We start from the raw sequence: 26,453 nt of genomic DNA, 5'->3' as shown, positions 1-26,453 counted from the left end.
GAAGAATATAATTAATTTAAATTAGCTGGAAAGATATCAAATCCTCCTATTTACATTAGGTCTGAATAAGTCCTAAAAAGAGTTCAGTATTTTGTGTTTTTATGTTGTATTCGAAACTGTTAATTTTCATTAAGTTACCTTTTAATACAATCAAAAGGCAGAATAGAAATTCTGCCGTGTGGCACATGAATTACCAATAAAAGATATTTATTATCAATGAATTAAGAGGACAACCTCTTAATAAAACCAGTAACGTAAGTGAGGTAAATAATCATGTCAAATCAAATAATCATGTTTGATTTACTAGAAGAACTATCCATAGAGGCACAAGAATTATTAACTGGAGGAGAAAATACATCACCATCAAGTGGTCTTCCGGGTACAGGCAATCAGTCAAACCCACCTGGAACAAGCAATCAGCCAAACCTACCTTATAATACAGGACGTAAAGGAGCTACTGGGTATATAGTTCCTGACGACAACCCAAATAATTACTACACCTGGAGACTCGATAAGCCATTCTAAGCTTCACAAATAGCAAGTAAAGTAATAACAAACAAAGTCCCCCGTTTTTTGCGGGGGATTGCCTAAACAGATAGAACTATCGTACTATCATATTAATCTTTCTTTCATATTAATGATTCTTAATGTGCGATTACTCTAAGAGAACTGCACAAAAACAAATGCCCAATGTCATTCTGAACGTTCGCGGAGCATCTCTCAAAGAAATAGTGAATAATCTCCGAGATGCTTCTTTTCATTATGGCTTACGCCACGCTTCGCGAACGCTTCAGCATGACAAGACAGGAACATTTATTTTGTGGCTTACTCTTACCCTACAATTTCTTTTATCGTCTTCCTTGAATTTCGTCAAAAATAGCACCATCATCAAAAAACTTCTTCTGCACACCATCCCAACCCCCCAAACTACCAACAGTATAAAGTTGGGAAATCTTAGGAAACTTACTCTGCACCTCCTTCGCTACAGTCGAATTAACCGGTCGAAAACCGACCTTAGCAAACTCACGCTAGGCTTCAGGCGTAAACAGAAACTTCACAAAAGCTTCCGATACCTCACGAGTACCGCGTTTATCAACATTCTCATCAACCACAGCCACAGGAGCATCTATAGAAATATTAATTATATCTCTTGCAGAATTAATTTTATGTTATAAAAATGGGGAGTTGTGCTTGTTTTAGCCAAAAGTTAGAGTTACAGGATTATGTTTGAATTAGGGATCCCAAAGAACACCAAAAATACATAAAATCTAAAACTCTCAATAATACCACAGAAACAATTTTCCAAGAGGTCTATTGCTGGAACGTCATAAGACACACTGTTTTACCCTGTTGCGCCGCCAAAATCACCTCATTTTCATAACTTAGCAGCACATCATCTTGCCCTTTCTTGTAAAACACAACACTAGATTCTCTAGAATCCTTGGGTAAAACCGCTACATTTCTAAACACCTGACTCACAAAATTAATAGCCTAACTTTCATTACCACCATTTTTACCAACCGCACCCCACAAAGCTGAAAAATCCCACCTTGCACCACCAGAAGTTTTGGGATTAACGGTAACAATTTTTACAGCTCCCTTAATTAAATCACTCCAAGTTTTAATCTTCCTAGGATTACCAGAACGAGTTTCCAAAGCCACCACAGAAAGGGTAACAATAGAATTATTGGGAGCATCTTTTTCCCAACCTGGGTTAATTAGACCAGCTTTTTCAATCTTTTTTGTATCCAAAGCCAACGCTAAAGGCACCACATCTGCGGGCAAGCCATCAATAACAGTACGGGCTTGAGAACCAGAACCGCCATCACTCTCGCTAATCTCCACGTCCTGTCCTTTTTCCCGTTTCCATTTAGCTACAAACTGGGGAATGATTTTGCTATAAGCAACCTTAGTCACTGCATAAGAAACCAAAGTAATTTCTACTTTCTTACCCTTTTGACTAATTAATTGCGTCTTTTGGGCTGTAGTACCCACAGATATAGGTAATGAAGTATTTGCACTTAAACCAATTGCTAATAATAGGGATGAAGCAGCAGTAGGGAAGAATTTCGCTAATTTTCCAGCGTTGTATGTCATGCGAGGTTTTGGGCTGGTATTTAAATAATCTACAGTAAGTTGGTAGGAAATATATAACTTGCTTACAGAAACAGAGATTATACAGAAACAGAGATTATTGAGATACCATTGGGAAAAGCAAACTCAAAATACAGATTATCTACCGGTGAATGAGTGTATTAGCTTTTATGGGTTGAAAACTACATGAGATAAAAAACTTTTATGTAAATACCGTAATTGCAGGAATATTTTGATGTCAGAAAAAACGAATGTCCCCTCAACCTGCTACAATCCCCATATTCCCTATCGTGAATGTGAAGTTTACCCTCAATAGATATCAAAAGGAGAACAGATAATGACTTTGTGGCAACGTCCACGACTACGAATAAACTCGTTTAAAAGCTTTCTTTCCCTGTTCTTAGTCGGCACATTCTTGAGTGTGGCCTTAGCAGCTTGTGGAGGTGGAAACCAGAATAATACCAATACTGACAATTCCACAGCTACCAAAAAACAGGATGTAGAAATCACCCTAGTCTCCTTTGCTGTCACCAAAATAGCCCATGAAGCAATCATTCCCAAATTTGTGGAAAAATGGAAACAAGAACATGGGCAGAATGTCAATTTTAAACAAAGTTATGGTGGTTCAGGTTCACAAACTCGTGCCGTTATTGATGGTTTACAAGCTGATGTTGTGCATTTAGCTCTAGCCTTAGATACAGACAAAATCGCCAAAGCAGGCTTAATTCAGCCAGGATGGGAAAAAGAATTTCCTAATAATAGTATAGTTTCTAAATCTGTTGCTGCTTTGGTAACTCGCGAAGGCAACCCAAAAGGTATTAAAACCTGGGCCGATTTAGCTAATGATGGTGTTAAATTAATTACAGCTGATCCCAAAACATCAGGAATAGCACGATGGAATTTCCTCGCTTTGTGGAACTCAGTCATTAAAACTGGAGGTGATGAAGCCAAAGCTACAGATTTTGTCACTAAAGTTTATAGAAATGTGTCTATCTTAACGAAAGATGCCCGTGAAGCTACTGACGTATTTTTCAAACAAGGACAAGGTGACGCTTTAATCAACTATGAAAATGAAATAGTCCTTGCACAAGACAAAGGGTTGAAAGTAAATTACATTATTCCTGATGTGAATATATCTATTGATAACCCCATTGCCATAGTTGATAAAAACGTAGATAAACATCGTAACAGAGAAGTAGTTGAGGCATTTGTTAAATACCTATTTACACCAGAAGCACAACAAGAATTTGCTAAAGTAGGATTTTGTGGTGTAGATGAAACAATCGCTAAAAGTCAAGAATTTGTTGATAAGTATCCACCCGTCAAAACCTTGGGTACAGTTCAAGATTTAGGTGGTTGGGATGCTCTTCAGAAAAAATTCTTTGATGATGGGGCATTATTTGACCAAATTCAAGCTAAAAAGCGGTAAGAGAACTCCACAAAAAGAAATACCCAATGTCATTCTGTATCCCTTCCGGACACTGCATAACAAGACAGGCTCATTTATTTTGTGGCTTACTCTAATTAATCAGTGGTCAGTTGCTTCCGGTAGTTATTTTCCGAGATTTTTGAATTTTTAATTATGACTGTATCTTCTGCTGTAGACACTAAGAATAAACCTTCTATTTGGAAGGTAGTTATAAATAATCTCATTAATTTACCCTGGACTTGGCGAATTACAATTATCTACTTAACTTTCATGTTATTTATGCCCATAGTGGCCATGTTTCTAAAAGTGAGTACAGAACCACCAGCAAAGTTTTGGGAAATTGCCACCAACGAGTTAGCATTAGCAACTTATAACGTTACCTTTGTTACTTCACTATTTGCTGCGGCTGTTAATGGTGTATTTGGTACTTTAATAGCGTGGGTTTTAGTCCGCTACGATTTCCCCTTAAAACGGATTATTGATGCCACAGTCGATTTACCATTTGCGTTACCAACATCAGTTGCAGGTTTAACATTAGCAACAGTGTACAGCGATAATGGTTGGATAGGTTCTTTATTAGCACCTTTGGGAATTAGAGTATCATTTACCCGCTTAGGAGTTGGGGTAGCAATGATATTTATTTCCTTACCTTTCGTGGTGAGAACTGTACAACCTGTACTGCAAGAAATGGAACAAGAAATTGAAGAAGCCGCTTGGAGTTTGGGCGCTTCCCAATGCCAAACTTTTACCAAAGTGATTTTACCACCTTTATTCCCGACAATTTTAACAGGTGTAGCTTTGGGTTTTTCCCGTGCAGTGGGAGAGTATGGTTCAATAGTGATTATTGCTTCTAATACTCCATTTCAAGATTTAATTGCACCAGTATTAATTTTCCAAAGATTGGAACAATATGATTATTCAGGTGCAACAGTCATAGGAGTAGTTTTACTCAGTATTTCTCTGGTTTTGTTAATAGCAATTAATTTATTACAAGCTTGGGCTAGAAGATATGACAACAGATAAACCAAATAGTTCTAAAAAGCAGAGGTATGTTTCTGGAGTTTTAATTGGTATCGCCGTCGGTTATTTATTTCTGGTGCAATATATTCCCGCCATTAATGTGTTTTACCAAGCCTTTAAAATAGGAGTTGGTCCATTTTTGGATAACTTGACAAGAACGGACTTTGTTCATGCAGCGTGGTTAACGCTATTATTAGCTGTGATTGCCATACCTTTAAATACCGTATTTGGTTTATGTGCAGCTTGGGCGATCGCACGTCACAAATTCCCCGGTCGTGCTATAGTCCTCAGTATCATTGACCTACCCTTCTCTATCTCCCCAGTCGTCGCGGGTTTAATGATAGTTCTCCTATATGGTAGACAGGGATGGTTTGGTCTTTGGTTACAATCCCATGATATTCAAATTATCTTTGCATTTCCGGGTATGGTCTTAGTTACAGCTTTTGTCAGTATGCCCTTTGTGGCTAGAGAAGTCATCCCTATCTTAGAAGAATTTGGCAAGGACCAAGAAGAAGCAGCAAGAACCCTTGGTGCAAATGATTGGCAAATATTTTGGCGTGTTACTTTACCGAGTATCCGTTGGGGTTTACTCTACGGTTTAATCTTAACAAATGCCAGGGCAATGGGTGAATTTGGGGCAGTTTCTGTGGTCTCTGGTAACATTGCTAGTCGTACCCAAAGTTTACCCTTGTTTGTAGAAGATGCCTATAAGCAATATGAAACAGAAGCTGCTTTTTCTGCGGCAGTATTGTTAGCATTTCTAGCTGTTGTTACTTTAGTATTGAAGGAAATTTTAGAACGTAAAACCCACATTAAAGACGTTGAATAATTGGTGTTATTTTTCCGTTAAGAGATACAGCGAAAAGAAATCCTTAACCTTTACCAAAACCGATTTATAACTCACAGGTTATTAACTGAATATTATTGGAATAATTGGTAATTAGACCTCTTGCAAAATTGTTTCTGTGGTATGATAGAGAGCTTTAGATTTTATGTGTTTTTGGTGTTCTTTGGGCTCCCTAATTGAAAGATAACCGTGTAACTCTAACTTTTGGCTAAAACAAAGACAACCCCGGATTATACCATCAAATCAATTCTGCAAGAGGTCTATTGTAAATTCGTAATTAGTCAGGAGGTAGTTATGAGTAATGACAATAGCCTTACCCATCAACGAATTCGAGTCAGAATTACTAAAAATTATCATCAAGAACCTGTAATTTCTCGTCTTGTCTCAGAATATGGTTTGACTGTCAATATCAAAGCCGCATTTTTGGGACAAGATACCATCAGTGACGGTTGGTTTGACCTAGAATTGCAAGGCACAGAAGCACAAATTCAAAATGGATTGGCGTATTTTGAGCAATTGAAATTAGAAATCTGGGATGAAAGTAGAATAGGTAATTGGTGAGTTACAGCATGAGTCAGGAATCAGGAGTAAAACTCTCTTACTGTATAGGTTTCAATTTAGATTCTGTACTTCATTGATCTGTAATCTGCTGTAATTATTTTACTTACCAGTAAGGGTTTAGCAATTGCTAAACTCCTACTAAGAAATTAATCAATTTTGAGTTTTATCAAGTCAAACAAACCCAGTTATTCACCTTCAAAAGCGCCCATTCTAGGATTTTTAGAAATATTTTGTTGTTCTTCTACAAGTTCTTCAACTGCATAGACATCAGGGCAAAGAGTCGTGCCATGTTCTTAAGCATCAATACCGATTTGATTTTATCAGCTTCAGAATCAACATGCAATCTACCAATAGGCTTGAGTCCAGCAAACATTAAAAAGGCAAACGCTACGGTAAAAACTGTGATAGCGGGACTGAAACAAAAGTTAAGAGTAAAGAGGAGTATAATGGGATTTCGGTGTAGCTTTCACGTTAAAAGAAGCTGATGAAAGAAACCACTGCCGCAGCAATGGCACCATGGTTTGAAAGATGGTGTTAAAGGTTTGATGATGTATTTACTCATAAAGGGGAAAGAACAGAGTTTAGACATTATTTAGGGGGATGATTGGGTAAAAGTGAGAGAAAAAACCTATTTTAAATGGCAGAGAATGCCCTAGGGGTGAGCTACCAAAGATTACACCACGTTTTAAATGAAGCACCTTGGTCAAGTTCCCAAGTTAATGACCGTCGCTTAGAGATGATGAACAAGTGTAGTCAGAGGAGAATCACCAGAGGATTTAGCTTAATAATTGAGGATTATGACCATAGAAAAACGGGGAATTTTAGGGATGGAGTAGGAAGACAATATATTGGAGAAATTGGGACAAGGGATACTGGAATAGTAGTAGTAACAACACATACGTCTATAATGATGGCAGTAAAAGCTTACCATTACATATAGAGTTATATCACCACGGTAATTCTTTAGCCAAAGGGAAATAAGACCCTCTATTTGAGAACAAACCTGAGTTAGGAATTAAATTAATAGATCTGACCTTAAGCCGGGGTTATCAACCACGAATAGTAATTATAGATGCTGGATATGGCCACAATACATCTTTCTTATTAAAGATAGAAAATCGGAATTGAAAGTATTGAGGAGGATTAGGTAAAAATCCCAAAGTCCTTGCCAGTGACCAAGAGGATAGTCCACAAATAATTAGGTTAGATGAATTAGTACAAAGTTTACCCCAAGAGGCTTTTACAGAAATTCAACTGGAGTTAGATAAAACCAAAACATTATGGGTAGTAACTAAAGAAGTAGAAATATCAGCCTTAACTGGAAGGGGCAATATTGCTATCGTCATCAACGGTTCTACTTTCTCCCAAGCCACTGATATTGACTACTTTATGACCAATGTTTCTTCATCAATTGTCACACCCCAATGGATAGTTTATACATATTCTCAAAGCAATTGGGTAGAAGTTGTTTACAGGGAAGCCAAGGGATGGTTAGGACTCAACGAATATCAAGTTGGAGATAACAGCAGTTGACTGCGCCATTTTATTTTGGTTTTCTGTGCCTACACTTTTATTCTTTGCCATCAGTGGACTGGAGGATTAAGACCAAGGTGGGCTAAGAAACCTTTGAATACTTTTACTGCAGCTTTAGAAGCGTTGAGAACAGCCATATCTTTTCTATTTATTGATTGGTTCAACTGGAATCCGGACGTGTTTCCTTCTTATCAAGCCAGTTTGGGTTACATTTGGGCTTTATTTTTGTTTACGTCCCGATAGCAACTAAACCCAAAATTTGCACACCCAGCAAATTAAAGCCACCACCTAAAAAGAGTCCAGCTTTTTTGTTGAGAGTCAGTTCTGCTTGAGCAAATAAACCAACGGCTAAAGTACCCATGATGCCATTGATACCGTGAACCGCAAAGGGACTGACTGAGTCATCAATATGCAGTGATTGAATTACAATACCTAGAATTACTAAAATTCCACCGATTAAACCGATTAAAACCGCAGCTCAAGGCGCAACAAAGGTACAACCCGCTGTAATCCCTACAAGTCCAGCTAAGGAACCATTGAGACAATAAACTAAATCCCACTTAACCCAATACCTTAGCCAAAATAAAAGACTACAGAAATTTTGGCCAAGTCGGCAAAATTAAACACACATAAGCGTTTCGCCTAAAAGCTAGTTTGTAATCTCAAACCCTTATACTGCAGTTAATACGTTAAAAAACACTTCTAGGAAACCTGGAAGGAATTTTTAACACTGATTGTTTTTGCCAAGCCTCAAAGAAATGGGAGTTAATGGTTAAAGCATCATCAACTCACCCTCCTATTTTGGCGACGGTATTGATTTACCATAACGGAAATATTGGAAAAGCATTCCCACAAGAGCGCCAGCACCAGCACCAGCACCAAGGGTGGTATTGAGTGTGACTAAACCAATTAAGCCAGGATTAGCAGTACCCAAGGTTGAAGCAGGGTTGAACCCGTACCAGCCTAACCATAAAATCATGGTTACCAAGGTTGCTAAACCTAAGTTATAAGTTATGTGCCAGTGGTAGTGTTCCCCAATGAGTACGTCCAGGACGGGGACCAAGTAAATAAGTACCAACTATCGCTGTCCAACCACCAACGGTGTGAACTACAGCACTACCAGCAAAGTTATGGAAACTCATTTTGGCTAACCAGCCGTTAGCATTCCAAATCCAGTGGACAATCAGAGGATAGCTGAATGCACCCATCATGTCGCTGTAAATTAAGTCACCAACAAGGTCAGTTCTTCCCGCCATTGAAGCTGTAGTAATTTTACTGGCTGTAGCTGCAAAGGCAAATTGGAAGAAGAACAAGGTATAAGCATTGAGGTTAGAAGCTATACCTAGTACACCACGACTAGGGAAGACTCCATCAGTGGGTAACTGACTCAGGAAAAAGGTATCTGTGCCAATGAAACCACCCACACTTGTACCGAAAGCAATACCAAAACTGACCCCCCACCAAGCCAAGATTGTGACGGCAGGATCAACAAAGTTTTTTAATAGGGCATTTATTACTCCTCTTTGTCGCAGTAAACCTGCTTCTAACATAGAGAAACCGGTTTGCATGAAGAAGACTAAAAACCCTGTTAGTAGTACCCAAGTGGTATCAATAGAAATTTGTAATCTTTTTGTTGTGCTGTCTAAAGAGTGCACTGTTTGTTGGCGGGTCAGATGCTTCTACAACTGTAGGAGCAAAAATCGCAAATACCATTGAGCCTATAGCTAGTGCTAGTAGGCCGTATAATAAGGGTCGAATACGTGGATTCATTGCTTTTTTCCTTGCTAGAAAAGCCTTAATTTATTTTCTTTTACTTACCCAAATAAGTTAAATGAATTGGCGTAATTACACAATATTTTTATAAAGGTGAAGAATCATTTTTTTGATGTTTTAGTTTTTAGAGGTTTTATATCTCCGCTCAAACACATTTAGTTTTAATAGCATAAGAGTCAGTATTACTTATCCTAAAAAGGATGAGGAGTTTGTTTTTATTAGGAATTTCCTCTCATTAAGAATGATCATTAGTCAAGATGCAATTTAGGATCTGGCACAACCCAGTTAATTGAATAATGAATAATTCCGAACGAGAATATACAGGAATTAGTTAGATTAACCGCTGTTTGCATTTGGTGACATTCAGTAGTAAATAAATTTGATTGTCTATTTAAAAAAGTTAAATTTTCTCTATCGATCAGGAAATACATTTTTTTCTGGTGATCTACAATGATGCTTCCCAAGAAAAAAAGCAAATTGCACTTCATCCTTATGCAATATAAGCATTTGCAACTCGTGAAGGTCTACAAGGGTAGTTAAATTAATCAATATGGAAAAAGGTAATATTCGTAAACTATGTTATAGCAGGAGTCAGGAGTCAGGAGTCAGGAGTCAGTAGTAAAACTCTTTTGCTGTCTAGGTTTCGATTTAGATTCTGTACCTCATTGATCTGCAATCTGTTCTATATAGTTTGCTATTAGCTTGATAATAATTAAAACATCTGCTGTAAATATTTTTGATAGCCTAATTCTTCTAGTTTGCTTTGTTTGTCCATCACCATATCACATAAGCTTTGGCGGTATTGCTGGACTTTTTGCAGCAATTCTGGTTGGTGAGTAGCGAGAATCTGCACTGCTAAGAGTCCGGCATTTTTGGCGTTACCGATCGCTACCGTAGCTACTGGTATTCCCACAGGCATTTGGACAATGGAATACAGAGAATCCACACCTTGTAAATTACGAGTAGCTACGGGAACACCAATCACAGGTAATGGAGTTAAAGATGCTACCATACCAGGGAGATGGGCTGCACCACCAGCTCCAGCGATAATAACCTTAAGACCTCGTTGGTGTGCTCTTTGAGCATATTCCACCATGCGTTCTGGGATACGATGGGCAGAGACGATCGCCACTTCGCATTCAATCCCAAATTGTTCACAAACTGCGATCGCATCTTTCATTATGGGCAAATCAGAATCACTGCCCATGATAATACCAACTTGAAGGCTCATAGAATTTTAGATTTTGGATTTTAGATTTTAGATTAATTGGCCATGTTTACAGCAATGAGAGCAGAAAGCCCACTATTTAAACCCTGAAAGCCAAAAATATTTCAGGGTTTAACGTCCTTTAGGGGTGGGATGAATGTGACTGCGGCTAAAGCCGCAGTCACATTGTCAGTGTGTTTTCTTGTTGGCAAAATGGTAATTAATTAGGGTAACTGATGTTGCCTTGTGTCTATACTTTCCCGGCATATAAAAATTTGTGTAAAGCGATGGGCAATAGCTTGCAGCTACCAACTATACCATGATACTCTGGTTATTCAGAACTCAAATCGAAGCAATGTATGGTTGTCAACAAAATTGAATTAATCCTGATGACAATTTGAAGGCTATTTTTGAGTTTATTTGTTCAGAGTCCCACAAGTTAAGCAACTGTGGCATTTATTATGCAAGACAAATATAGTCTAAGACTAGAAAGATTATCGGTAAATATGATTTAGAGGTAGAGTATAAAGCGAATAAACATTACCAAGCTTTGTATTATCAAGGTGCACAGCAAATTCTCAGAAGTGTTTTTGAGTCTTTCAAATCGTCTCAAGAATTAACAAAATTATATTCTCAATGTCAAATAGAAAACAAACCAAAAGTACCCACCTATAGAAAAAAACTGGTTTGTCTTGAGTTAACTATCCCAAAGAAACCTTGAGAATATTAGATGGATTCATTAGAGTTCCCTTGGAGAGTAAGGTAAGTTGTTCTTCTGGAAGAATCCCACCCCTTTAAGGGGTAGGATAAGTCAAAATCGTTGAAGATTAAGCTGTTTCTGGCTAAGGTAATGACCAAAGCAACACCAAATCCGATCCTGTCAAACGTAGATATTATCAATGCAAGAGTACCCGGTTATCAAGATTTGCAGATGATTTGGGTCAATGAAAACGGGATCATTGAGCAAATTTTGCCCATGGGTATAGTCTGCAAAAGAGTTTCACCAGGAGATTTACAAATTTTAGATGTCGTGGGTGATTGGATTTCTCTAGGTGGCGTTGATTTGCAAATTAACGGGGGACTAGGTTTAGCATTTCCTGACCTGATGGTAAAAGATACCCCCATGTTAGATGAAATATCGCAATTTTTGTGGCGAGCAGGTGTAGATGCTTACTTACCCACCTTAGTGACAACCTCTGTAGAAAGTATCCAGCGAGCGATGGCCATCATCTCCAACTATACCCAAAACTCAGGCGCGAAAATTCTCGGAGTCCATCTCGAAGGCCCATTTTTGAACTACGGTAAACGTGGCGCACATCCAGCAGAATACCTACTACCGTTGACCATGAATGAAGTCAAGCGGGTTTTAGGTGATTACGCCTCAGTTGTCAAAATCATCACCTTAGCACCAGAATTAGATCCCACCGGTGAGATTATCACTTATTTACGTTCCTTGGGCATCACAGTTAGTTTAGGCCATTCCCAAGCCACAGCCGAACAAGCACAACTCGCCTTTGACGCAGGTGCAACAATGGTCACTCATGCCTTCAACGCCATGCCACCATTACATCACCGTGAACCAGGATTATTAGGTGCAGCCATGAACCATCCCGATGTGATGTGTAGTTTTATCGCTGATGGGCAGCACGTTGTGCCCATCATGTTAGAAATACTCCTCCGTGCTAGTAAAGGCTTATTTCTTGTCAGCGATGCCCTTGCACCTTTAGGATTACCAGATGGCGTGTATCCTTGGGATAATCGGCACATTGAAATTACTAACGGTACAGCCAGATTATTTGATGGCACGTTATCAGGAACAACTTTACCCCTATTAACAGGAGTACAAAACTTAGTGAAATGGGGAATTTGTGATATAGAAAAAGCCATTTTCCTGGCTACAGATGCACCCAGAGAAGCAATAAATGTACCAAAACTTAGTCCCAATCAACCTGCTAGTTTATTACGTTGGTATTGGGATGAAAATACACGAGAACTGTCTTGGAAACGGATAATTGCTAATTAGGTCTTGCTGATAGCGTAGCGTGGTGTTAAGCCATATAAACAGAAAACCTTTATAAATCAAGAGTTTCAGGGGTTGAAAAGGTGAATAAGGTGCGGTGAATAAGGTGCAAGGAATAAGCCTTGAAACCATCAAAACCCAATTTTCTGCGTCACTGGCAATAGCATAGCGTGGCGTAAGCCATAGCCAATCACTTTCCCAGATTCAAGACTATTCTTACCTCCTTCTAATTCTCCCTCCTGACTCCTGACTCCTAGCCCTTATGAATCCCCCAGCTAGAAGCCATGGGGAGTTGTCAATCCTTCTAATTCTTCATCACTCAACTCATATAACTGACGCAATTTTTCTAACTTATCTTTATGAGCTTGCCATAAACCACGTCCTGAAGCTTCCAACATTCTCCCCAAAATATTTCTAAACGCCTCAGGATTTGCTTTGCGTAATTTTTCTGCCATTTCTGGATCTAAAGCATAAGTATCTGCGGCTTGATCATAAACCCAATGATCTCGAAAATCAGCAGTACCACCCCAACCTATTAACGCTGTCATGCGTTGGGAAATTTCAAAAGCACCACCAGAACCTTGATTAGCCATTGCATTAGCCCATTTGGGGTTTAACAACTTAGTCCTGTATTCCATCCGCAATAAATCATCTAAATTCCTAGGTGTGGTATCTTTAGAAAAACTTTCCACAAAACTAGCTGTCACCTTTTTCCCGCTTTGCTGTTCTGCGGCTTTTTTCAATCCCCCAGTATTGGCATAATATTCCTGAATATCGGTTAAACCATATTCTACCGAATCTATTTCTTGAACAATGCGATCACTCGTTTTTAATAATGTTTGCAAAACTTCTGGTCTTGGTTGTCCCTTATCCTGTCTTCCATAACTAAAAACATTACGACTTTCCCAAATCTTCCCTAAATCATCCCCAGAATCCCAGTTACCATCCACAACTCTGTCATTCACCAAAGAACCAAAATCACCAGATGGGTTAGAAAAAAATCTCGCTGAAGAATTCTCCACCCCTTGCGCTTTTAAAACCAAAGCGTGTTTCCTAATAAAATTCATTTCCTCCGGTTCATCAGCACCAGCAGCACGTTGAAATAAATCATCCAATAACTCAATAATATTTACAAAACTATCACGGAAAATACCCGATAGATTTCCTAACACATCAATCCTAGGATGTCCAACTTGTTTCAGAGGTTTCAAATCATATCTTACTATTCTTCCCGTTCCCTCCTTCACAGGTTCAGCACCAACCAATTCCAAAAGAACACCAAGAGATTCACCCTTAGTTTTAATAGCATCCAAACCCCATAACAAAACCGCCACAGTTTCAGGATACTTCTTATTTTCCTCTAAATGCTGAGAAATAATTTTCTGAGCAACTTCCTTACCCCTGTCAAAAGCAGCAGGAGAAGGCATTCTATAAGGATCTAAAGCATGAATATTCCTCCCCGTTGGTAGCACACCCGCACCATCCCTTAACAAATCACCACCAGGTGCAGGAGGAATATATTCACCATTTAAACCCCGCAGAAGATTCGTCAACTCATCAGTAGATTGATTTAACAAACCTGTAATTACTCTTTCTCCCTCCTCTCTTTCTTCGCGTCTTTGTAGTTCATTCTCTTTACCAAAAAAAGCATCCAAATAACCAGCTAACTCCTCCTGATTTGGTGCTTCACCCAAAACGTGCAAACCAGAAGAAAAAAGCCGATTTTCTAACACCTGTAAATACTCATACAACTTCACTAAATAATGAGTAAAAGCATGACCACTAAACATTCTGACATTTTCCGGGGTAAAAGGAATACCCAACCTTTTTGCATCATCAAAAGGACAATCAACATCCAAACCAGTATCAACAATTTTCTTACAAATCCCTTCCTTCAGCACATAATTTCTTTCCGTATCTTCCCGATACTCAGAAATTAAATCACGTAAATTCACCAAGTCCTTATATAAACCAGCACGTCCATAGGGAGGAACATTGTGAGAAATTAACACCCCATAACCACGACGTTTAGCTAAAATTGATTCAGAAGGATTATTAGCAGCATAGATATAGAGATTCGGCAGATTTCCTAACAAAATATCCGACCAAGAATAACCCGTATTTCCTAAAGGGGAACCTGGCAACCATTCCACAGTTCCGTGCATTCCGAAATGAATTACAGCATCAGCTTGAAAATCATTTTGCAGCCATTTATAAAAAGCTGCATATTGGGGATGGGGAGTTAAATCTCGCTCAAATATTAACCGCATTGGATCACCTTGAATACCCAAAGGTGGTTGTACACCTATCCACACATTTCCTAACTGCACACCACCAATATTAAACTCATCACCATAAGTTTTAATGCCGCTACTAGTGAGAGATTTCCATTGTTTTTCAATCCAGGATGTTTGCAGATATCCTAACCATTTTTCTAAGGTTCGTGCATTGACTGTTGTGATATTTTTTATGTCATGTTCTAGGTGTTCAAGCACAGGATTAATTTCATCTGCTTCTTTAACTTGACGAATTAGATCTTCTCCATCCTCAGGAATTTCACCAACTTTATAACCTTCTCCCTTAAGTGCATGAAGTAATTTAATTAAACTGCGAGGAACATTTAATAATGCAGCAGTTCCTACCGCACCATAACCAGGAGGAAACCCATATAAAATAATAGCAATCTTCCGATTTTGTGGTGGTAGTTCTCGCAGTTCTACCCATTTCTTTACTCTATTAATTAAACGCTGTACTCTTTCAGGAACTAAATAAATATTTTCTCCGACTAAACCACCTAAAGGAATAGTATCAATTGCTCCATCTAATTCAGGAAGCGCATATAAAACTACACTTTGTAAACCACCAATTCCTTGACGAGTCCATGAATAAATATCTTGAATTAATAGAGGTGCAGCAACAATATAAGGTATATTTTTAGCTGTAAGAATGCGTTTAGCAACTTCTATTTGTCTACCTGCTTCCATTGAACCAGCAGGTCCACCAACTAGGGGAAAACCAATAGTAGAGATTAGGGCATTAACCTTTACTGCTTCGGCTGAAAGTGAAGGAGTTTCTATATTTCCTTGTTGTCTTTGTTGGCTTTCATATTCAGTCGTTATCCAGTCGCGTACCACAACATGACCTTCAACACCATTAATAAAAATGGGTAAAGGTATTAAACCTGCTGCTTCAAATTTTGTAATTAGTTGGGGAATATAGGTTTGTTTACTAATAACGTGCTTACGATAAAGTAAAATACCGACGATGGGGGACTGGTTACTGGGGACTGGGGACTGGGGATAAATACGTTCTGCCTCATGCCTTCCACTTCTCTTTTGATACCATTCTAAATATGCTTTTGGTGATGTAAAAAAACCTTGATATTCAGGATGTAGTAATCCCATATTTGGGGTTTCAATGGGTGCGGGTATATCACCAATTTTTAAATCTAAATATTTTTCTGCCAGTATCCAAAATAACGCGGCTACGTTTTCTTTTCCTCCTGCATTCCAGTAACCGTAAATAATTAACCAGTTGCGTAAATCTTGAACTCTTTGTACTGGTACAAGTTTTAATAACTTTGGTCCAATTTTTAAGAAACTTATATAACTAGCAAGTTTATCTTCTTCCTTACCGTTACTGAATTTGTCAAGGATAAATTTAATAGGCTTTGGCATTCCTTTGGGTTTATCACCGATGGAAAACGCTCCTATTTTCGTCAAACTCATTAATTCTAGTGCTGACTCAAAAATCAGCCGGATGGGTATATTGGCGATGTGTTCACGCAACCATAAAACTTGGTCATAATCAAAGATTAAGCTGCCGAAAAACACATCTGCACCTTGGAGTGCGGCTTGTACTTCGTTAGGGTTAGTGGTAATGTTGCGATCGCTAAACACGCGAATATCCAACTCTGGACAGGGAGAACTAGCTAAAAAAGCCGCTTTTCGGTACAACTCAGCATTAAATGATTCAAAGCCAGCAATCAAGACAATTCGTTTCATGGACTTCCGCTACAAAATAATTCTTTACTCTGATCTTAAACATTGTTGCGGTTTTATGGTGGAATATCTACCTATTGCTATAACCAAAAAGATCTGAAATGCCAATTCCCATAAATTGCAAATCAGCACTAATATACATACAATAGGGAACATCACCAGATAGGCAAAATCGGCATTTTTTCCCTATTTGGAAAGTAAGTTGAGGACACCAAGATGAAATTTGGCATTGATATGGGTCATAATTGCCCCCCAGACACCGGAGCAAAAGGCATTAAACTTGAAGATAACTTAACTGTAGAGGTAAGTACTAAAGTTATAGCTAAGTTAAGAAGTTTAGGCCATGAAGCAATATCCTGTAAGCCAGATAGAGCCGATTCAGTCAGTCAATCACTTGGTAGACGTTGTAATATAGCTAATAGGAACAAAGTTGATATTTTCGTTTCTATTCATTTTAATGCCTTTAATGGACAAGCTAATGGCACAGAAGTATTTGCCCAAACCGATGCTGGTAGAAAAATTGCCCAACCTGTATTAAATGAAATTCGTAAGTTAGGATTTTTTAGTCGCGGTGTCAAGAATGGCTCCCACTTATACGTCATTAAAAATACAAATATGCCTGCTATTCTCATAGAATGTTGCTTTATTGATTCAGCCAAAGATATGCAACTATATGATGGCGAAGCAATGGCTAGTGCAATAGTCACAGGATTAACAGGTAAAGTAGCATCTGCACCTGTAAACGCAGTTAAAGATGAAGAACAGAATACAGACACTAGTATTTTGAGATTGCAAAAAGCCTTAAATCAACTCAACATCACCGATAAAAATGGTAAGCCTTTGGATGAAGATAACTTTACAGGCCCAGCAACAACCTCCGCTGTTGAAAAATTTCAAAAAATGGCAGGGATCATCCCATCAGGAATGGCAAATAGCACAACATGGAATGCAATCAATCAAATCTTATCAAAACGATTAGTGCAAGGAAATCAAACCAGTGGACCAATAATTAGATACTTGCAATATCGTGTTGGTGCTGATCCAGATGGTATCTATGGGCTAAACACAGAAGCAGCAATTAAGAAATTTCAACAACAAAATGGTTTAACCGCTGATGGAATTGTTGGTGCTCCGACTTGGCAAAAATTAATAGGTTAGTTTGAGAATGGGATGCGGGGTTTAGGGAGACAAATCAAGTCACCATTCAACAACTTCTGCAGCCTACAGCCCTATTTCCTCAGGGAGTGCATAAACCAAAAAAGGTCAATCTATAAGTCAGTGAAGGGAAAAAATGCCAAGCTAATCTGACACTTTAGGAGTATGACCATGAAATTACGTCACTTTACCAACTCTTTCTTAAGAGCTACTGTCCTACTAACCACCACATTACCAGCCTTTGCAGGTCCATTTGAAATCAAGCCTGCGGGTGTTTTCTCTCCAGCAGTTGTTACCCCTGGAAAAGTTATAGGAAATGGAACACCCAGCACATCCACTCCTAGCAACCCAGTTGGTAAAAGTGAAATTCAAGGTTTAGGAGATCATCAATCTTAGGTTAATCCTAATACTCTTGCTAAAGACCCCCGTGCTTTATGTAGTGATGTTGGTTTAGATAATAACACTCCACTCGCAATAGTTCCAGCAAAATTGCCTTAGCAACCTCTACCAGCAATCGTTCTAGTTCTTCCAGCAGTCATAATGATGGTGGTGGTCGTGGTGTTAGTTTCTCAGGTATAGGAGTTAGTGGTAGTGGATCTAGTCAAGGTAGTAAAAATCAAAGTCAATCTCATGACGATCGCAACAACCGCACAGAAGAAAATAGTAGCATTTCTTCAACAGTGGCTCAAGGTAAAAATTGTGATACTTTCGTTAATTTTGCTGCTGCTAGAGATATGAACTATCAAGATAATCTTACCAAACGTTATGAAATTAAAACTGGTCGTCGGGGACAGCAGGTGAATCAACTACTAGAGGATAAATAAGGGAATTGATAATTATTAACTGGTGATGGGTGATTGGTAAAATTTCTCCTCCATCACCTTACTTATTTTGAGGAAAAATAAACAATGAAAAACTCAATAGGAGGGATAATATACCTCTTGCAAAATTGTTGCTGTGGTATGATAGAGAGTTTTAGATTTTATGTATTTTTGGTGTTCTTTGCGATTGCTAATTTAAATATAACCGTGTATAACTTTAAAATATAATTAAAATCACTATTGGCTAAAACAAAGACAACGCCTGTTTATAACATAAAATTAATTCTGCAAGAGGTCTAATAATTTCCCTCAGTACCATGTTATGTCTATCCATAAAATCTATTACAAACGCCCAAACACCATCTCGCTCAATTCCTGACTCGGAAATTCTCCCATATATGCTAGATAATCCCCAGAATAATTCATCAGTGCAAGTGCGTTGTGTATCTCATCAAACACAGGAAACAAACAGAACAAGATGCATCATCAGAGATAAGTAGGTGGGCGGAAAAATTTATAACTATGTCATGGCGAATGCAGCAAAGGGGAATCAGGCAATCCCAAGGGTTTCAAGTAGTTTACATTTTCTTACATAGTTATGTTTCTTTATATCTACTTAGTTAGTTTAGTGCAAACTGATACTAAGACCGTCACCATTGAAATTAAAGAAAATTGTCGCGGTGTCAGAATTATTACCCCAGAAACCCCAGAGTTCTTTCATCCCTCTCCTCTGATTTTCACGATCAATGGCTAATTCGTGAAGGTTCAGGTTGGAACTGGTTGCAAAATCATTAAACCTTAGTTGATTTCTGCCAGTGCATAAACTCAAAACCTCAGACCTATTGATTAAGTGAAGGGTTAAAACCTCAAAAATCAACTTACATCATAGGAAACCGATTATGAAAACTCAAATACTGTTAAGTCTAGTTTGTTCTGTATCTTTATTAGGTTCTCTCTCATTACCAGCTAAATCCCAAGAAGTTCTTACTCCACCCCCAACAGTCAGTCAAGAAATTACAATTCCCCAAGATACAGCAATTATTATCTCTTTTCCTGCACCTGTCACTGTGCATGTAGGACAAAAAAGATTATCCTCTCACAGTTCTTTTATCTAGTGCAATTAAAGATGCTCAAGGTAATGTAATCGCCCCAGAAAACACACCTGTGACTATTGTGTTAAAACCTGCGGAAGCAGGTGCTGAAATTGTAGCACAGTCCTTAGTTATTAATGGGAAAATTCTTACCATTAAAGCATCAAGTCACATTATTCCTGGTACTACTATTACCCAGAAGCGAGCTAATGATAAAGCAGTCGAAAATGGTTCTATTTGGGGAAAAACTGGTAGTAGTACCTTGGGCTTTTTAAATCAAGGTGCTCCTGATAGATTTGACCAAGGAGCAATGTTAGGACGTGCGGTAGGATTGGTTTCTGGTTTACGTTCTGCTGAAAATACCCGTGTTGTGCAGATTCCTCAGAGCAGTGTTTATGTCTTATCTTTGGATGCTCCTATTAGCTTATCTTTGAGCTAATTAAGTTGATAACAATAGCGAATTAGGGATTTTTACAGGCTCATAATTTCAAGCGATACCTATACGCAGACGAGCAGCTACGCTAAAGCACTGCAAATATCGCAAAAGCATCAATTTTAAAACTAACTTGTGCAATATTCTCAATATTAGATTTAATTAATTTTAATGTAGGATTCCAAGGTTCTAGATGTTGCTCTCTACCAGAATAAGTATAAGATTTTCTTCATCTCCATACCGTGCTATCAGTGTTGGTAAAGGCATTTGCTTGCAAAAAAATTGGATTGTTTCTTGTTTCCAGTTAACACTAGAAGATCAATCATAGAAAAGCTGATTCCTTTGTTTAGTTAGGATTTTGATCTGTTTTGAATTCTTAATTTCCCGAAGGATTTGACTACCTGGGTATACTATTATGTACCATTAATTTAACGTTAATTCAACGCTGCGTTAAGATGTTACGCAGAGTAGGGGTAAGTCGTAGGCATTCCTGAATCCCCCATTCTCTCTCTAAATATTAATACTATTAGAAATCTGCGTAGGTTGTAGCACCACCAAATGTAAATTATATCTAGTCTCTGCTTGCAGATAACGTCCTTGTAGTGGTTGCCATTCTTGCCATAATTGATAACGATTTGCGGCTAATAGGGTCGTTAAACCACGCAATTGAGTATCAAGTTCTGATTTGAAGATATTCTCTAACCACTCACGTAAAACCATATTATCTTGAATCATACCCAGTATTTCTTGGATACTTTTGACATCATTAATATGTGCGACAAAAGATTCACCATATAATTCAGTAAATAACTCCATTTGGTAGCGGAGACCTTTCGCTTGTTTCCGCAAACTATGCAGAGTTTTACCTTGTATTTTGAGATTTTCTTCTAATTGATTTGGTGTCCATTTTGTTTGCAATAATATTTCTGATTCAGCGATTTGAGTACTAATGAGCCATCCTGGATGTAAGCAAAACTGACTAACTTCTGGTGAGAGTAAATCTGGTAATACGTCCTGAATTGGTACGTAGGAAAAACTTTTATAACTGGGATTTTTTAACCAATCTTGACATTCATTTTTTAAACATTTGTAATATTCCTCTTTAAATGTTTTTTTAATATGAGAAACTGCAATTTCGCGTTGTTTATCCAATGCTGTAAAAGCTGTTTGTAGAGATGCTTGTTCTTTTTCTAGTAAATGTGGTTTGTAATTATTTTCTAGAATTTCCTTAAGTACATCTAAATCTCTGAGCCTACCTAATATCTTAGAAATTTTACCGATATTTTTATCACTGGCTGATTTTGGTAAATTTAAATATCTCTTAAATCTACTGACAGCAGTTCTTAAACGACGCATTCCTACCCGCATTTGGTGTAGTGCTTCTGGATCTTCATCTTTTTTAACCGATTTCTCCCACTTTACGGTTCTATTAAAGTTTTTTTCAATGGCTTGGTATCCACAGTCTCCTAGAGTGGTGAGTGTCGTTTTTGTAGCAGTTTTCATAATTAGTAAGAATTAACTATTTATCGGATCTTCGCATCATATCATGAGTAAGAAATTCAGCTTTGTGCTTTTAGAGTTTTTTAAAAAAAGATTGATCAAGAAATCCGGTTTTGTTTTTTAAATTACTTCTATAGGTAAACAAGAGGCTAGAACTTGTTTAAGTAAGTCATCGGGAAAAAAAGAAGTATGTAACAAAAAGTAAAATCAGCAAAATACTCTTCCCTGTTGCCTTTTGCCCTTCAGGTTCTCGAGTCGCATCCTGCGGGAAGGCAAAGCGCCTACATGGGGGAAAATACTCCACTTGCTTTATGGCGGGAAACCCTTCCACCGCAGTGGCTCCTCAAGACCGTGCTGGTTCACCTCTTGCCTTTTACCTGTCATAACGACCATTTTTAACGCCAACCTACTTATCAGTAAGTAAGTATTTATCTGTCAGCAATCAGCAGTCAGCTTTTTCAGGCTAACGCCAAAAATACCTGTTTGATAACAATACCGTCGCCAAAATAGGAGGGTGAGTTGATGATGCTTTAACCATTAACTCCCATTTCTTTGAGGCTTGGCAAAAACAATCAGTGTTAAAAATTCCTTCCAGGTTTCCTAGAAGTTTTTTTTAACGTATGAACTGCAGTATAAGGGTTTGAGATTCCAAACTAGCTTTTAAGCGAAACGCTTATGTGTGTTTAATTTTGCCGACTTGGCCAAAATTCTTGTAGCCTTTGATTTTGGCTAAGGTATTGTGATAATTAACCAATTTCTCACATATTCTGACTCCTGACCCCTGAATTCTTACATCAGTAATTAGGCGGACATGATATTATTTATTGCTGTTGATACTTGATATTTTTACAAAAGTATGGATTATTTCCTCAAGAGACAACCACAAAAATAGAAACTACAGATTAATGGAAATAGCCTGTACTGGACAGGTGGGAATACACTGTTCACAAACGATGCAACGCGATCGCGTGAAGGTGAGTTGATAGGTATCCTGCTTGAGAGAAAGGGCTTCAGTTGGACAAACTCCAGTACACAAGCCACAATCAACGCATAAATCTTGATCAATGAGAATTTCACCTAAATTATGGGAAACGCTGATATGTTGTGATCGCATCCATTCAATAGCTGCATCTAGCTGATCAATATCTCCCAATAGTTCCACCACCAGTTTACCAATTTGATTAGGAGCAACTTGGGCGCGAATAATATTAGCAGCGACATTGAAATCTTTTGCTAGTCGGTAAGTGACAGGCATTTGAATCGCACGTTTAGGGAAAGTGAGGGTAATTCTTTTTTTCATGGATAAAAAACTGGGTTTTGGTAAACTAGATATGAAAGTGCTTAATAAGTTTTAATAAATTAATTATGACCACAGATAGACCTGTGAATACTCCGACAAAGCCAGAATCCAACCTTGGGGGGCGTGTTAGAAACCTCTTAATTGTCATTGTAGCGATAGCTCTGAGTGTGGCGCTATTTTTAGGACTGCGAACCCAGACCAATTCAGTTTCTCTTACCCAACTAGATCAAGCATCCACACCCTTAGAACTAGCAGTCAGCAATAATAAGCCCAGTCTAGTAGAATTCTATGCCGATTGGTGTACCGTCTGCCAAAAAATGGCTCCCGATATAGCTCAACTCCAACAACAATATGCAGACAAGCTAAATTTTGTCATGTTGAACGTCGATAATAACAAATGGCTACCGGAAATGCTCAAATATCGAGTAGATGGCATTCCCCATTTTGTGTTTTTAGGCAAGCAAGGACAAGCAATAGCCGAATCCCTTGGTGATATACCGCGTTCCGTCATGGCCAGCAATTTAGAAGCCTTAGTAACAGCTTCTACCCTGCCTTATGCTAAAGCCAGCGGCCAGGCTTCCAAATTCTCAGCTCCAGTATCCACCAATGGAAATCAAGATAACCCTCGTAGTCATGGTAGCCAAGTGGTCAATTAATTTAATGATTGGTGATTAGTGATTGGTGATTCCATCCAAAATCCAACATCCAAAAGGGTATTACCCTAAGGATTCAGGTCTAAGGTAGAGGGATTAAAGAAGGTGTATGGAAAGCAGAGTGAACTATGGCTTTCATAGGTTGGTCAAAAAACTCAATTAGAGAAAGTGCTTGACGGCGACAAGTTGGTATAACCGTCAATAAATTGGCAGGATGTTCCAATAGCTCCAGAGAAAGAGAACCACCAGAGACTTTTCCTTGTGTCAGTGCTAAACCTAACCTTGGTTCAGCTAAATTATGATTAAGGTATATTGCCTAAGGAAGGTAAAAGTTTACCAGGTTCCCCTGGGGCTTTATCAATGAATGAATGGAAGATCCAACTTTTGGTTGAAACTAGTAGTCTGCCAGGGCAATTTTGCTAGGTTAAATGCTCGGATATAAACGCTGCATTTTTTACGTGCATCCTTGGTTCTAAAACCCCAATAAACACTGGGTTTTTGTTGATTACGCTGTGACTCCCAAGTAGCAATTTCAGAAGATAATATTTCTACATTAGGAATACGTCGTTCTAAGCACTGGCCAGATAACACTGATAATTCAATTTCTAATAGTGAAACTCTAATTTTTGAATAATGCGGCATGCTTCTTGTGGAGAGAAAACTTCATATAAAACACTTGGAGTATGAATGTTTAGGTTATCAACAAGTAAAGGTATCACATCAGCTTGGGGGTAATAAACATCTACTAAATCTTTTAATTGTTTAGCAAAATCAGCTTTTGTCCGACTTTGTGTAACTTCAATATGCCTCCACCCGGCTATTGGTTCAAAAAAGCCAAATAAATTTACAACACCATTGCGTTTATACTCACAATCATAACCTTCAGGCTGATGTGGTTCTGGTGGCAAAGGAAGTCTTACTTCTTCTACTAATTGATATGGGCGTTCATCTAGGCAGAGTGTAGGTTTTTTCGGATCATATGGCTCATTGTACAAATCCAAAACATCTTCCATTCTGAACACATACTCTGGGTTAACTTCGGGAATACACTACTGTTCTTTTAACCACGGTTTAATTTCATTTTTTTTAGAGTTTGGCGTATTATTTCGTCTGAAATGGAATCTATGATACCAACCTTCACTAAATGCTCCGCTAATAATTGCATTGTCCAACGCACTCTTCCTTCTGGCGGATTAGAACAAGCAGTCGCAATCAAAAATGCTTCTTGTTTTTCATCTAATTTTTTGGGTTTTGATGGATTTTCCCCATCCTTTAAAGCAAAGTCTAATCCAGCAATCACAAACTTTTCTCTTGTCCTTTCCACCTTGGCAACATGAACTCGAACTGCGGCAGCGCCGTTTCCTTTTCTCCCTCAGATACCATTCAAAGAATGTTTGCACGGTTTATACTTCTTGCTTTGTGCTTTCCTTTTTTGAGGATTGCTTGCAGTTGTAAAACTTCCTCTTCGCTTAAATCTACAACATACTTTTTCGCCATGGTTAACCCCTTTTTTGACTAGTTTATCAATTAGAGGGGCTTACCCAGCAACATTGCCTTGGTTGACTACTAGGATGGCCAAGTCAAGAATTCATGAAGGTTTTAGGTTTGTTGGAATAAAGGGTAGTTTTTAAAACCTTCATCTATGAGGTCGATGAATTTTGTGCCAATTTCTTGGTGATTGAAGCCAGGAATCTTGATTAGTGTCTTGAAGTGACGGGGTAGGGTAGATGTGCCTGACATTTCTGTTGAGCTGTGACCGCATAATCGTTATAGGCAGTAAAGTCATCAGAACTGAGTACACCAGAGTAACTTGAACCCACAATGGATTCTCACTCGCCAGGATAAGGAGTATCAGGCCCATAAAATAAAGGGAAGTCACTATTGGCAACAATCCATAACCATTGTTTCACCCCTTTGACTACCCAGGGTGTTTCATCCCCAAGGATATGAGGCTGGGTTTGTTTTATCCAATGTTTGAGGCTATGAATACTTTGAGCCACTGCACTATCTATTCCTTCATTAGTACCTACTAATGTTCCCACTCCAATTTCTATTTGACCCAGTTCCCACAACACTTCTTATTGTGGGAACTGGGTCAATGGCCCTAGTTATTGATCCATCCCAAAAGTGCTTGTAGTGTGATTCCTATATCTTGTCTCGGTACTATCTCTGGTGACCAGAGTGCCCTTTATGTTTCCCCACACACAGTGCAAATCTACGTATATCTTTCATATCCTACTATTTGGATTGGCCTGTCCACCAAGTCCCCTACTTGTTGTGTTTAGATTTTTATTGGTCCGCCAAACAATTCCCCCTGACCTCACCATCCACACACTTGCCGTCCCACTATGTCAAATCTATCTACTCCACCAAACACCTTTCTCCTTTTTCCCCTATGCCCTGGTTATCCTCCTGGTTTCCGTTTTCGTGTCTGATTCTCTTCTTGTTTCTCTTCTTGTTTGTGCTCGGTTTTTTTTGAGGATATCTCCCGACGGTGGTTTGGATAATGTTATAGTCTCTAAATTTCTACTGACTTTGAGTTTCTCTATTTCCTTTTCCAGTTCTACTACTCTATTTGTTAGGTTTTCTCTACTTTTTCCCTCGTCAATGTTGCTCTATTGCCAACTGCTTCAATATCTCTCTGTCTAGTTGTGGTCCCAGCTTCTTTTCCATAACTGCTATATTCTGCCTCTCGTATCACACTTGTCAATACCCCACCACCTGAATCCTTACAAAATTACCTAACTTTCATCTTCCAAAACACCACTGCGAATCATCAATTGTGGCCAAATTAACAGATAAAATCCTATCCAAATTAGTACAGGTATAGCAACAAGAATTGTCAACCAGATAATTTTAAATATTAACCAGCTACCACTTATCAAAATCACCCCTGTGAGCATTATTGACCAAGGTTGACACCACCAAGGTTTATAACTCCAGGGGCTTATGAGCTTTTGTTCAGACATTGTTTGTACTTAAAAAAGGTTTTTATCAAAAAAAAGACAAAATGCA

Annotated in this window: 23 protein-coding genes and 4 pseudogenes; 13 read left to right on the top strand and 14 right to left on the bottom strand. The window is 38.4% G+C overall.

The genetic code is table 11. The annotated features are described in order from the left end of the window. Positions 1-273: 273 nt before the first annotated feature. On the top strand, positions 274-525 hold the full coding sequence (locus AAZO_RS17300; protein ID WP_013192221.1) for a hypothetical protein: 252 nt from the start codon (positions 274-276) through the stop codon (positions 523-525). A 323-nt stretch (positions 526-848) separates the two neighbouring features. On the opposite strand, the pseudogene AAZO_RS43965 reads toward AAZO_RS17300, so the two are convergent. Then, positions 849-2,097: pseudogene (locus tag AAZO_RS43965) on the bottom strand (sulfate ABC transporter substrate-binding protein). Between the two features lie 334 nt (positions 2,098-2,431). On the opposite strand from AAZO_RS43965, the gene AAZO_RS17290 reads away from it, so the two are divergent. From AAZO_RS17290 to AAZO_RS17270, 5 genes and pseudogenes are all read left to right on the top strand, one after another. After that, entirely contained in the window at positions 2,432-3,523 is a 1,092-nt protein-coding gene (locus AAZO_RS17290; protein ID WP_013192220.1) for a sulfate ABC transporter substrate-binding protein, read from the top strand. A gap of 153 nt (positions 3,524-3,676) precedes the next feature. After that, the gene (gene cysT / locus AAZO_RS17285) at positions 3,677-4,546 is read left to right on the top strand and encodes a sulfate ABC transporter permease subunit CysT (RefSeq protein ID WP_013192219.1); all 870 of its coding nucleotides are present in this window, start codon (positions 3,677-3,679) and stop codon (positions 4,544-4,546) included. Further along, on the top strand, positions 4,533-5,372 hold the full coding sequence (cysW, locus tag AAZO_RS17280) for a sulfate ABC transporter permease subunit CysW (protein ID WP_013192218.1): 840 nt from the start codon (positions 4,533-4,535) through the stop codon (positions 5,370-5,372). The genes cysT and cysW overlap by 14 nt, the downstream gene beginning before the upstream one ends. A 312-nt stretch (positions 5,373-5,684) precedes the next feature. Next, a complete protein-coding gene (locus AAZO_RS17275; RefSeq protein WP_013192217.1) occupies positions 5,685-5,951 on the top strand; it encodes an NIL domain-containing protein in 267 nt (88 codons plus the stop codon). A gap of 484 nt (positions 5,952-6,435) precedes the next feature. After that, positions 6,436-7,727 (top strand): annotated as a pseudogene (locus AAZO_RS17270) (IS701 family transposase). On the opposite strand, the pseudogene AAZO_RS31100 reads toward AAZO_RS17270, so the two are convergent. The 4 genes and pseudogenes from AAZO_RS31100 to purE all read right to left on the bottom strand — a co-directional run. Continuing rightward, positions 7,723-8,046: pseudogene (locus tag AAZO_RS31100) on the bottom strand (ammonium transporter); the annotation flags it as partial. The pseudogenes AAZO_RS17270 and AAZO_RS31100 overlap by 5 nt on opposite strands. 234 nt (positions 8,047-8,280) lie before the next feature. After that, entirely contained in the window at positions 8,281-8,463 is a 183-nt protein-coding gene (locus tag AAZO_RS43960) for a hypothetical protein (protein WP_420807070.1), read from the bottom strand. Between the two features lie 25 nt (positions 8,464-8,488). Next, a complete protein-coding gene (locus AAZO_RS17265) occupies positions 8,489-9,139 on the bottom strand; it encodes an ammonium transporter (RefSeq protein WP_420807027.1) in 651 nt (216 codons plus the stop codon). An 830-nt stretch (positions 9,140-9,969) separates the two neighbouring features. Continuing rightward, a complete protein-coding gene (purE, locus tag AAZO_RS17260; protein ID WP_013192216.1) occupies positions 9,970-10,488 on the bottom strand; it encodes a 5-(carboxyamino)imidazole ribonucleotide mutase in 519 nt (172 codons plus the stop codon). Positions 10,489-11,314: 826 nt separating this feature from the next. Here purE and nagA point away from each other — a divergent pair. Beyond that, positions 11,315-12,487 carry an N-acetylglucosamine-6-phosphate deacetylase gene (nagA, locus tag AAZO_RS17255; RefSeq protein WP_013192215.1) on the top strand — a complete coding sequence of 391 codons (1,173 nt, stop codon included), beginning with the start codon at positions 11,315-11,317 and terminating at the stop codon, positions 12,485-12,487. Positions 12,488-12,759: 272 nt separating this feature from the next. Here nagA and bchH read toward each other — a convergent pair whose 3' ends face one another. After that, the gene (bchH, locus tag AAZO_RS17250) at positions 12,760-16,488 is read right to left on the bottom strand and encodes a magnesium chelatase subunit H (RefSeq protein ID WP_013192214.1); all 3,729 of its coding nucleotides are present in this window, start codon (positions 16,486-16,488) and stop codon (positions 12,760-12,762) included. A 213-nt stretch (positions 16,489-16,701) separates the two neighbouring features. Here bchH and AAZO_RS17245 point away from each other — a divergent pair, with 213 nt between their 5' ends. The 5 genes and pseudogenes from AAZO_RS17245 to AAZO_RS17235 all read left to right on the top strand — a co-directional run bounded on the left by AAZO_RS17245 (position 16,702) and on the right by AAZO_RS17235 (position 19,991). After that, positions 16,702-17,643, top strand: coding sequence for an N-acetylmuramoyl-L-alanine amidase (locus AAZO_RS17245; protein ID WP_013192213.1), 942 nt, complete (start codon positions 16,702-16,704; stop codon positions 17,641-17,643). Between the two features lie 168 nt (positions 17,644-17,811). Then, complete coding sequence (locus tag AAZO_RS42715) at positions 17,812-18,036, top strand: hypothetical protein (RefSeq protein WP_013192212.1); 225 nt, start codon at positions 17,812-17,814, stop codon at positions 18,034-18,036. Between the two features lie 195 nt (positions 18,037-18,231). Then, positions 18,232-18,378 (top strand): hypothetical protein, encoded by a 147-nt coding sequence (locus tag AAZO_RS42710; protein WP_338026916.1) that lies wholly within the window; start codon positions 18,232-18,234, stop codon positions 18,376-18,378. Between the two features lie 711 nt (positions 18,379-19,089). Next, positions 19,090-19,215, top strand: coding sequence for a hypothetical protein (locus AAZO_RS41590; protein WP_266885796.1), 126 nt, complete (start codon positions 19,090-19,092; stop codon positions 19,213-19,215). 145 nt (positions 19,216-19,360) lie between these two features. Continuing rightward, positions 19,361-19,991 (top strand): annotated as a pseudogene (locus tag AAZO_RS17235) (hypothetical protein). Positions 19,992-20,495: 504 nt separating this feature from the next. On the opposite strand, the gene AAZO_RS17230 reads toward AAZO_RS17235, so the two are convergent. Both AAZO_RS17230 and AAZO_RS17225 read right to left on the bottom strand, forming a co-directional pair. Further along, a complete protein-coding gene (locus AAZO_RS17230) occupies positions 20,496-21,488 on the bottom strand; it encodes a CHAD domain-containing protein (RefSeq protein ID WP_013192209.1) in 993 nt (330 codons plus the stop codon). 892 nt (positions 21,489-22,380) lie between these two features. Continuing rightward, entirely contained in the window at positions 22,381-22,785 is a 405-nt protein-coding gene (locus AAZO_RS17225; protein ID WP_013192208.1) for an NIL domain-containing protein, read from the bottom strand. A gap of 65 nt (positions 22,786-22,850) precedes the next feature. Here AAZO_RS17225 and AAZO_RS17220 point away from each other — a divergent pair, with 65 nt between their 5' ends. Next, on the top strand, positions 22,851-23,441 hold the full coding sequence (locus tag AAZO_RS17220; RefSeq protein WP_013192207.1) for a thioredoxin family protein: 591 nt from the start codon (positions 22,851-22,853) through the stop codon (positions 23,439-23,441). A gap of 354 nt (positions 23,442-23,795) precedes the next feature. Here AAZO_RS17220 and AAZO_RS39070 read toward each other — a convergent pair whose 3' ends face one another. The 6 genes from AAZO_RS39070 to AAZO_RS17200 form a co-directional block, all read right to left on the bottom strand. Beyond that, positions 23,796-24,029, bottom strand: coding sequence for a hypothetical protein (locus tag AAZO_RS39070; RefSeq protein WP_228371265.1), 234 nt, complete (start codon positions 24,027-24,029; stop codon positions 23,796-23,798). Between the two features lie 14 nt (positions 24,030-24,043). Continuing rightward, on the bottom strand, positions 24,044-24,451 hold the full coding sequence (locus AAZO_RS39065) for a transposase (RefSeq protein ID WP_228371264.1): 408 nt from the start codon (positions 24,449-24,451) through the stop codon (positions 24,044-24,046). A 47-nt stretch (positions 24,452-24,498) separates the two neighbouring features. After that, positions 24,499-24,762: a helix-turn-helix domain-containing protein gene (locus AAZO_RS39060; protein ID WP_081462687.1), complete on the bottom strand. Its 264-nt coding sequence runs from the start codon at positions 24,760-24,762 to the stop codon at positions 24,499-24,501. Between the two features lie 373 nt (positions 24,763-25,135). Next, the gene (locus AAZO_RS41585) at positions 25,136-25,258 is read right to left on the bottom strand and encodes a hypothetical protein (protein WP_266885330.1); all 123 of its coding nucleotides are present in this window, start codon (positions 25,256-25,258) and stop codon (positions 25,136-25,138) included. A 9-nt stretch (positions 25,259-25,267) separates the two neighbouring features. After that, entirely contained in the window at positions 25,268-25,513 is a 246-nt protein-coding gene (locus AAZO_RS17205; RefSeq protein WP_041641328.1) for a hypothetical protein, read from the bottom strand. A 666-nt stretch (positions 25,514-26,179) separates the two neighbouring features. Continuing rightward, positions 26,180-26,407, bottom strand: coding sequence for a DUF6737 family protein (locus tag AAZO_RS17200; protein WP_013192206.1), 228 nt, complete (start codon positions 26,405-26,407; stop codon positions 26,180-26,182). Positions 26,408-26,453: the final 46 nt, after the last annotated feature.

The organism is 'Nostoc azollae' 0708, from assembly GCF_000196515.1.
In the GTDB taxonomy this organism is placed as follows: domain Bacteria; phylum Cyanobacteriota; class Cyanobacteriia; order Cyanobacteriales; family Nostocaceae; genus Trichormus_B; species Trichormus_B azollae.
Note: the sequence above shows the minus strand (reverse complement) of the source record. Positions and strands in the feature narration are given on the sequence as shown.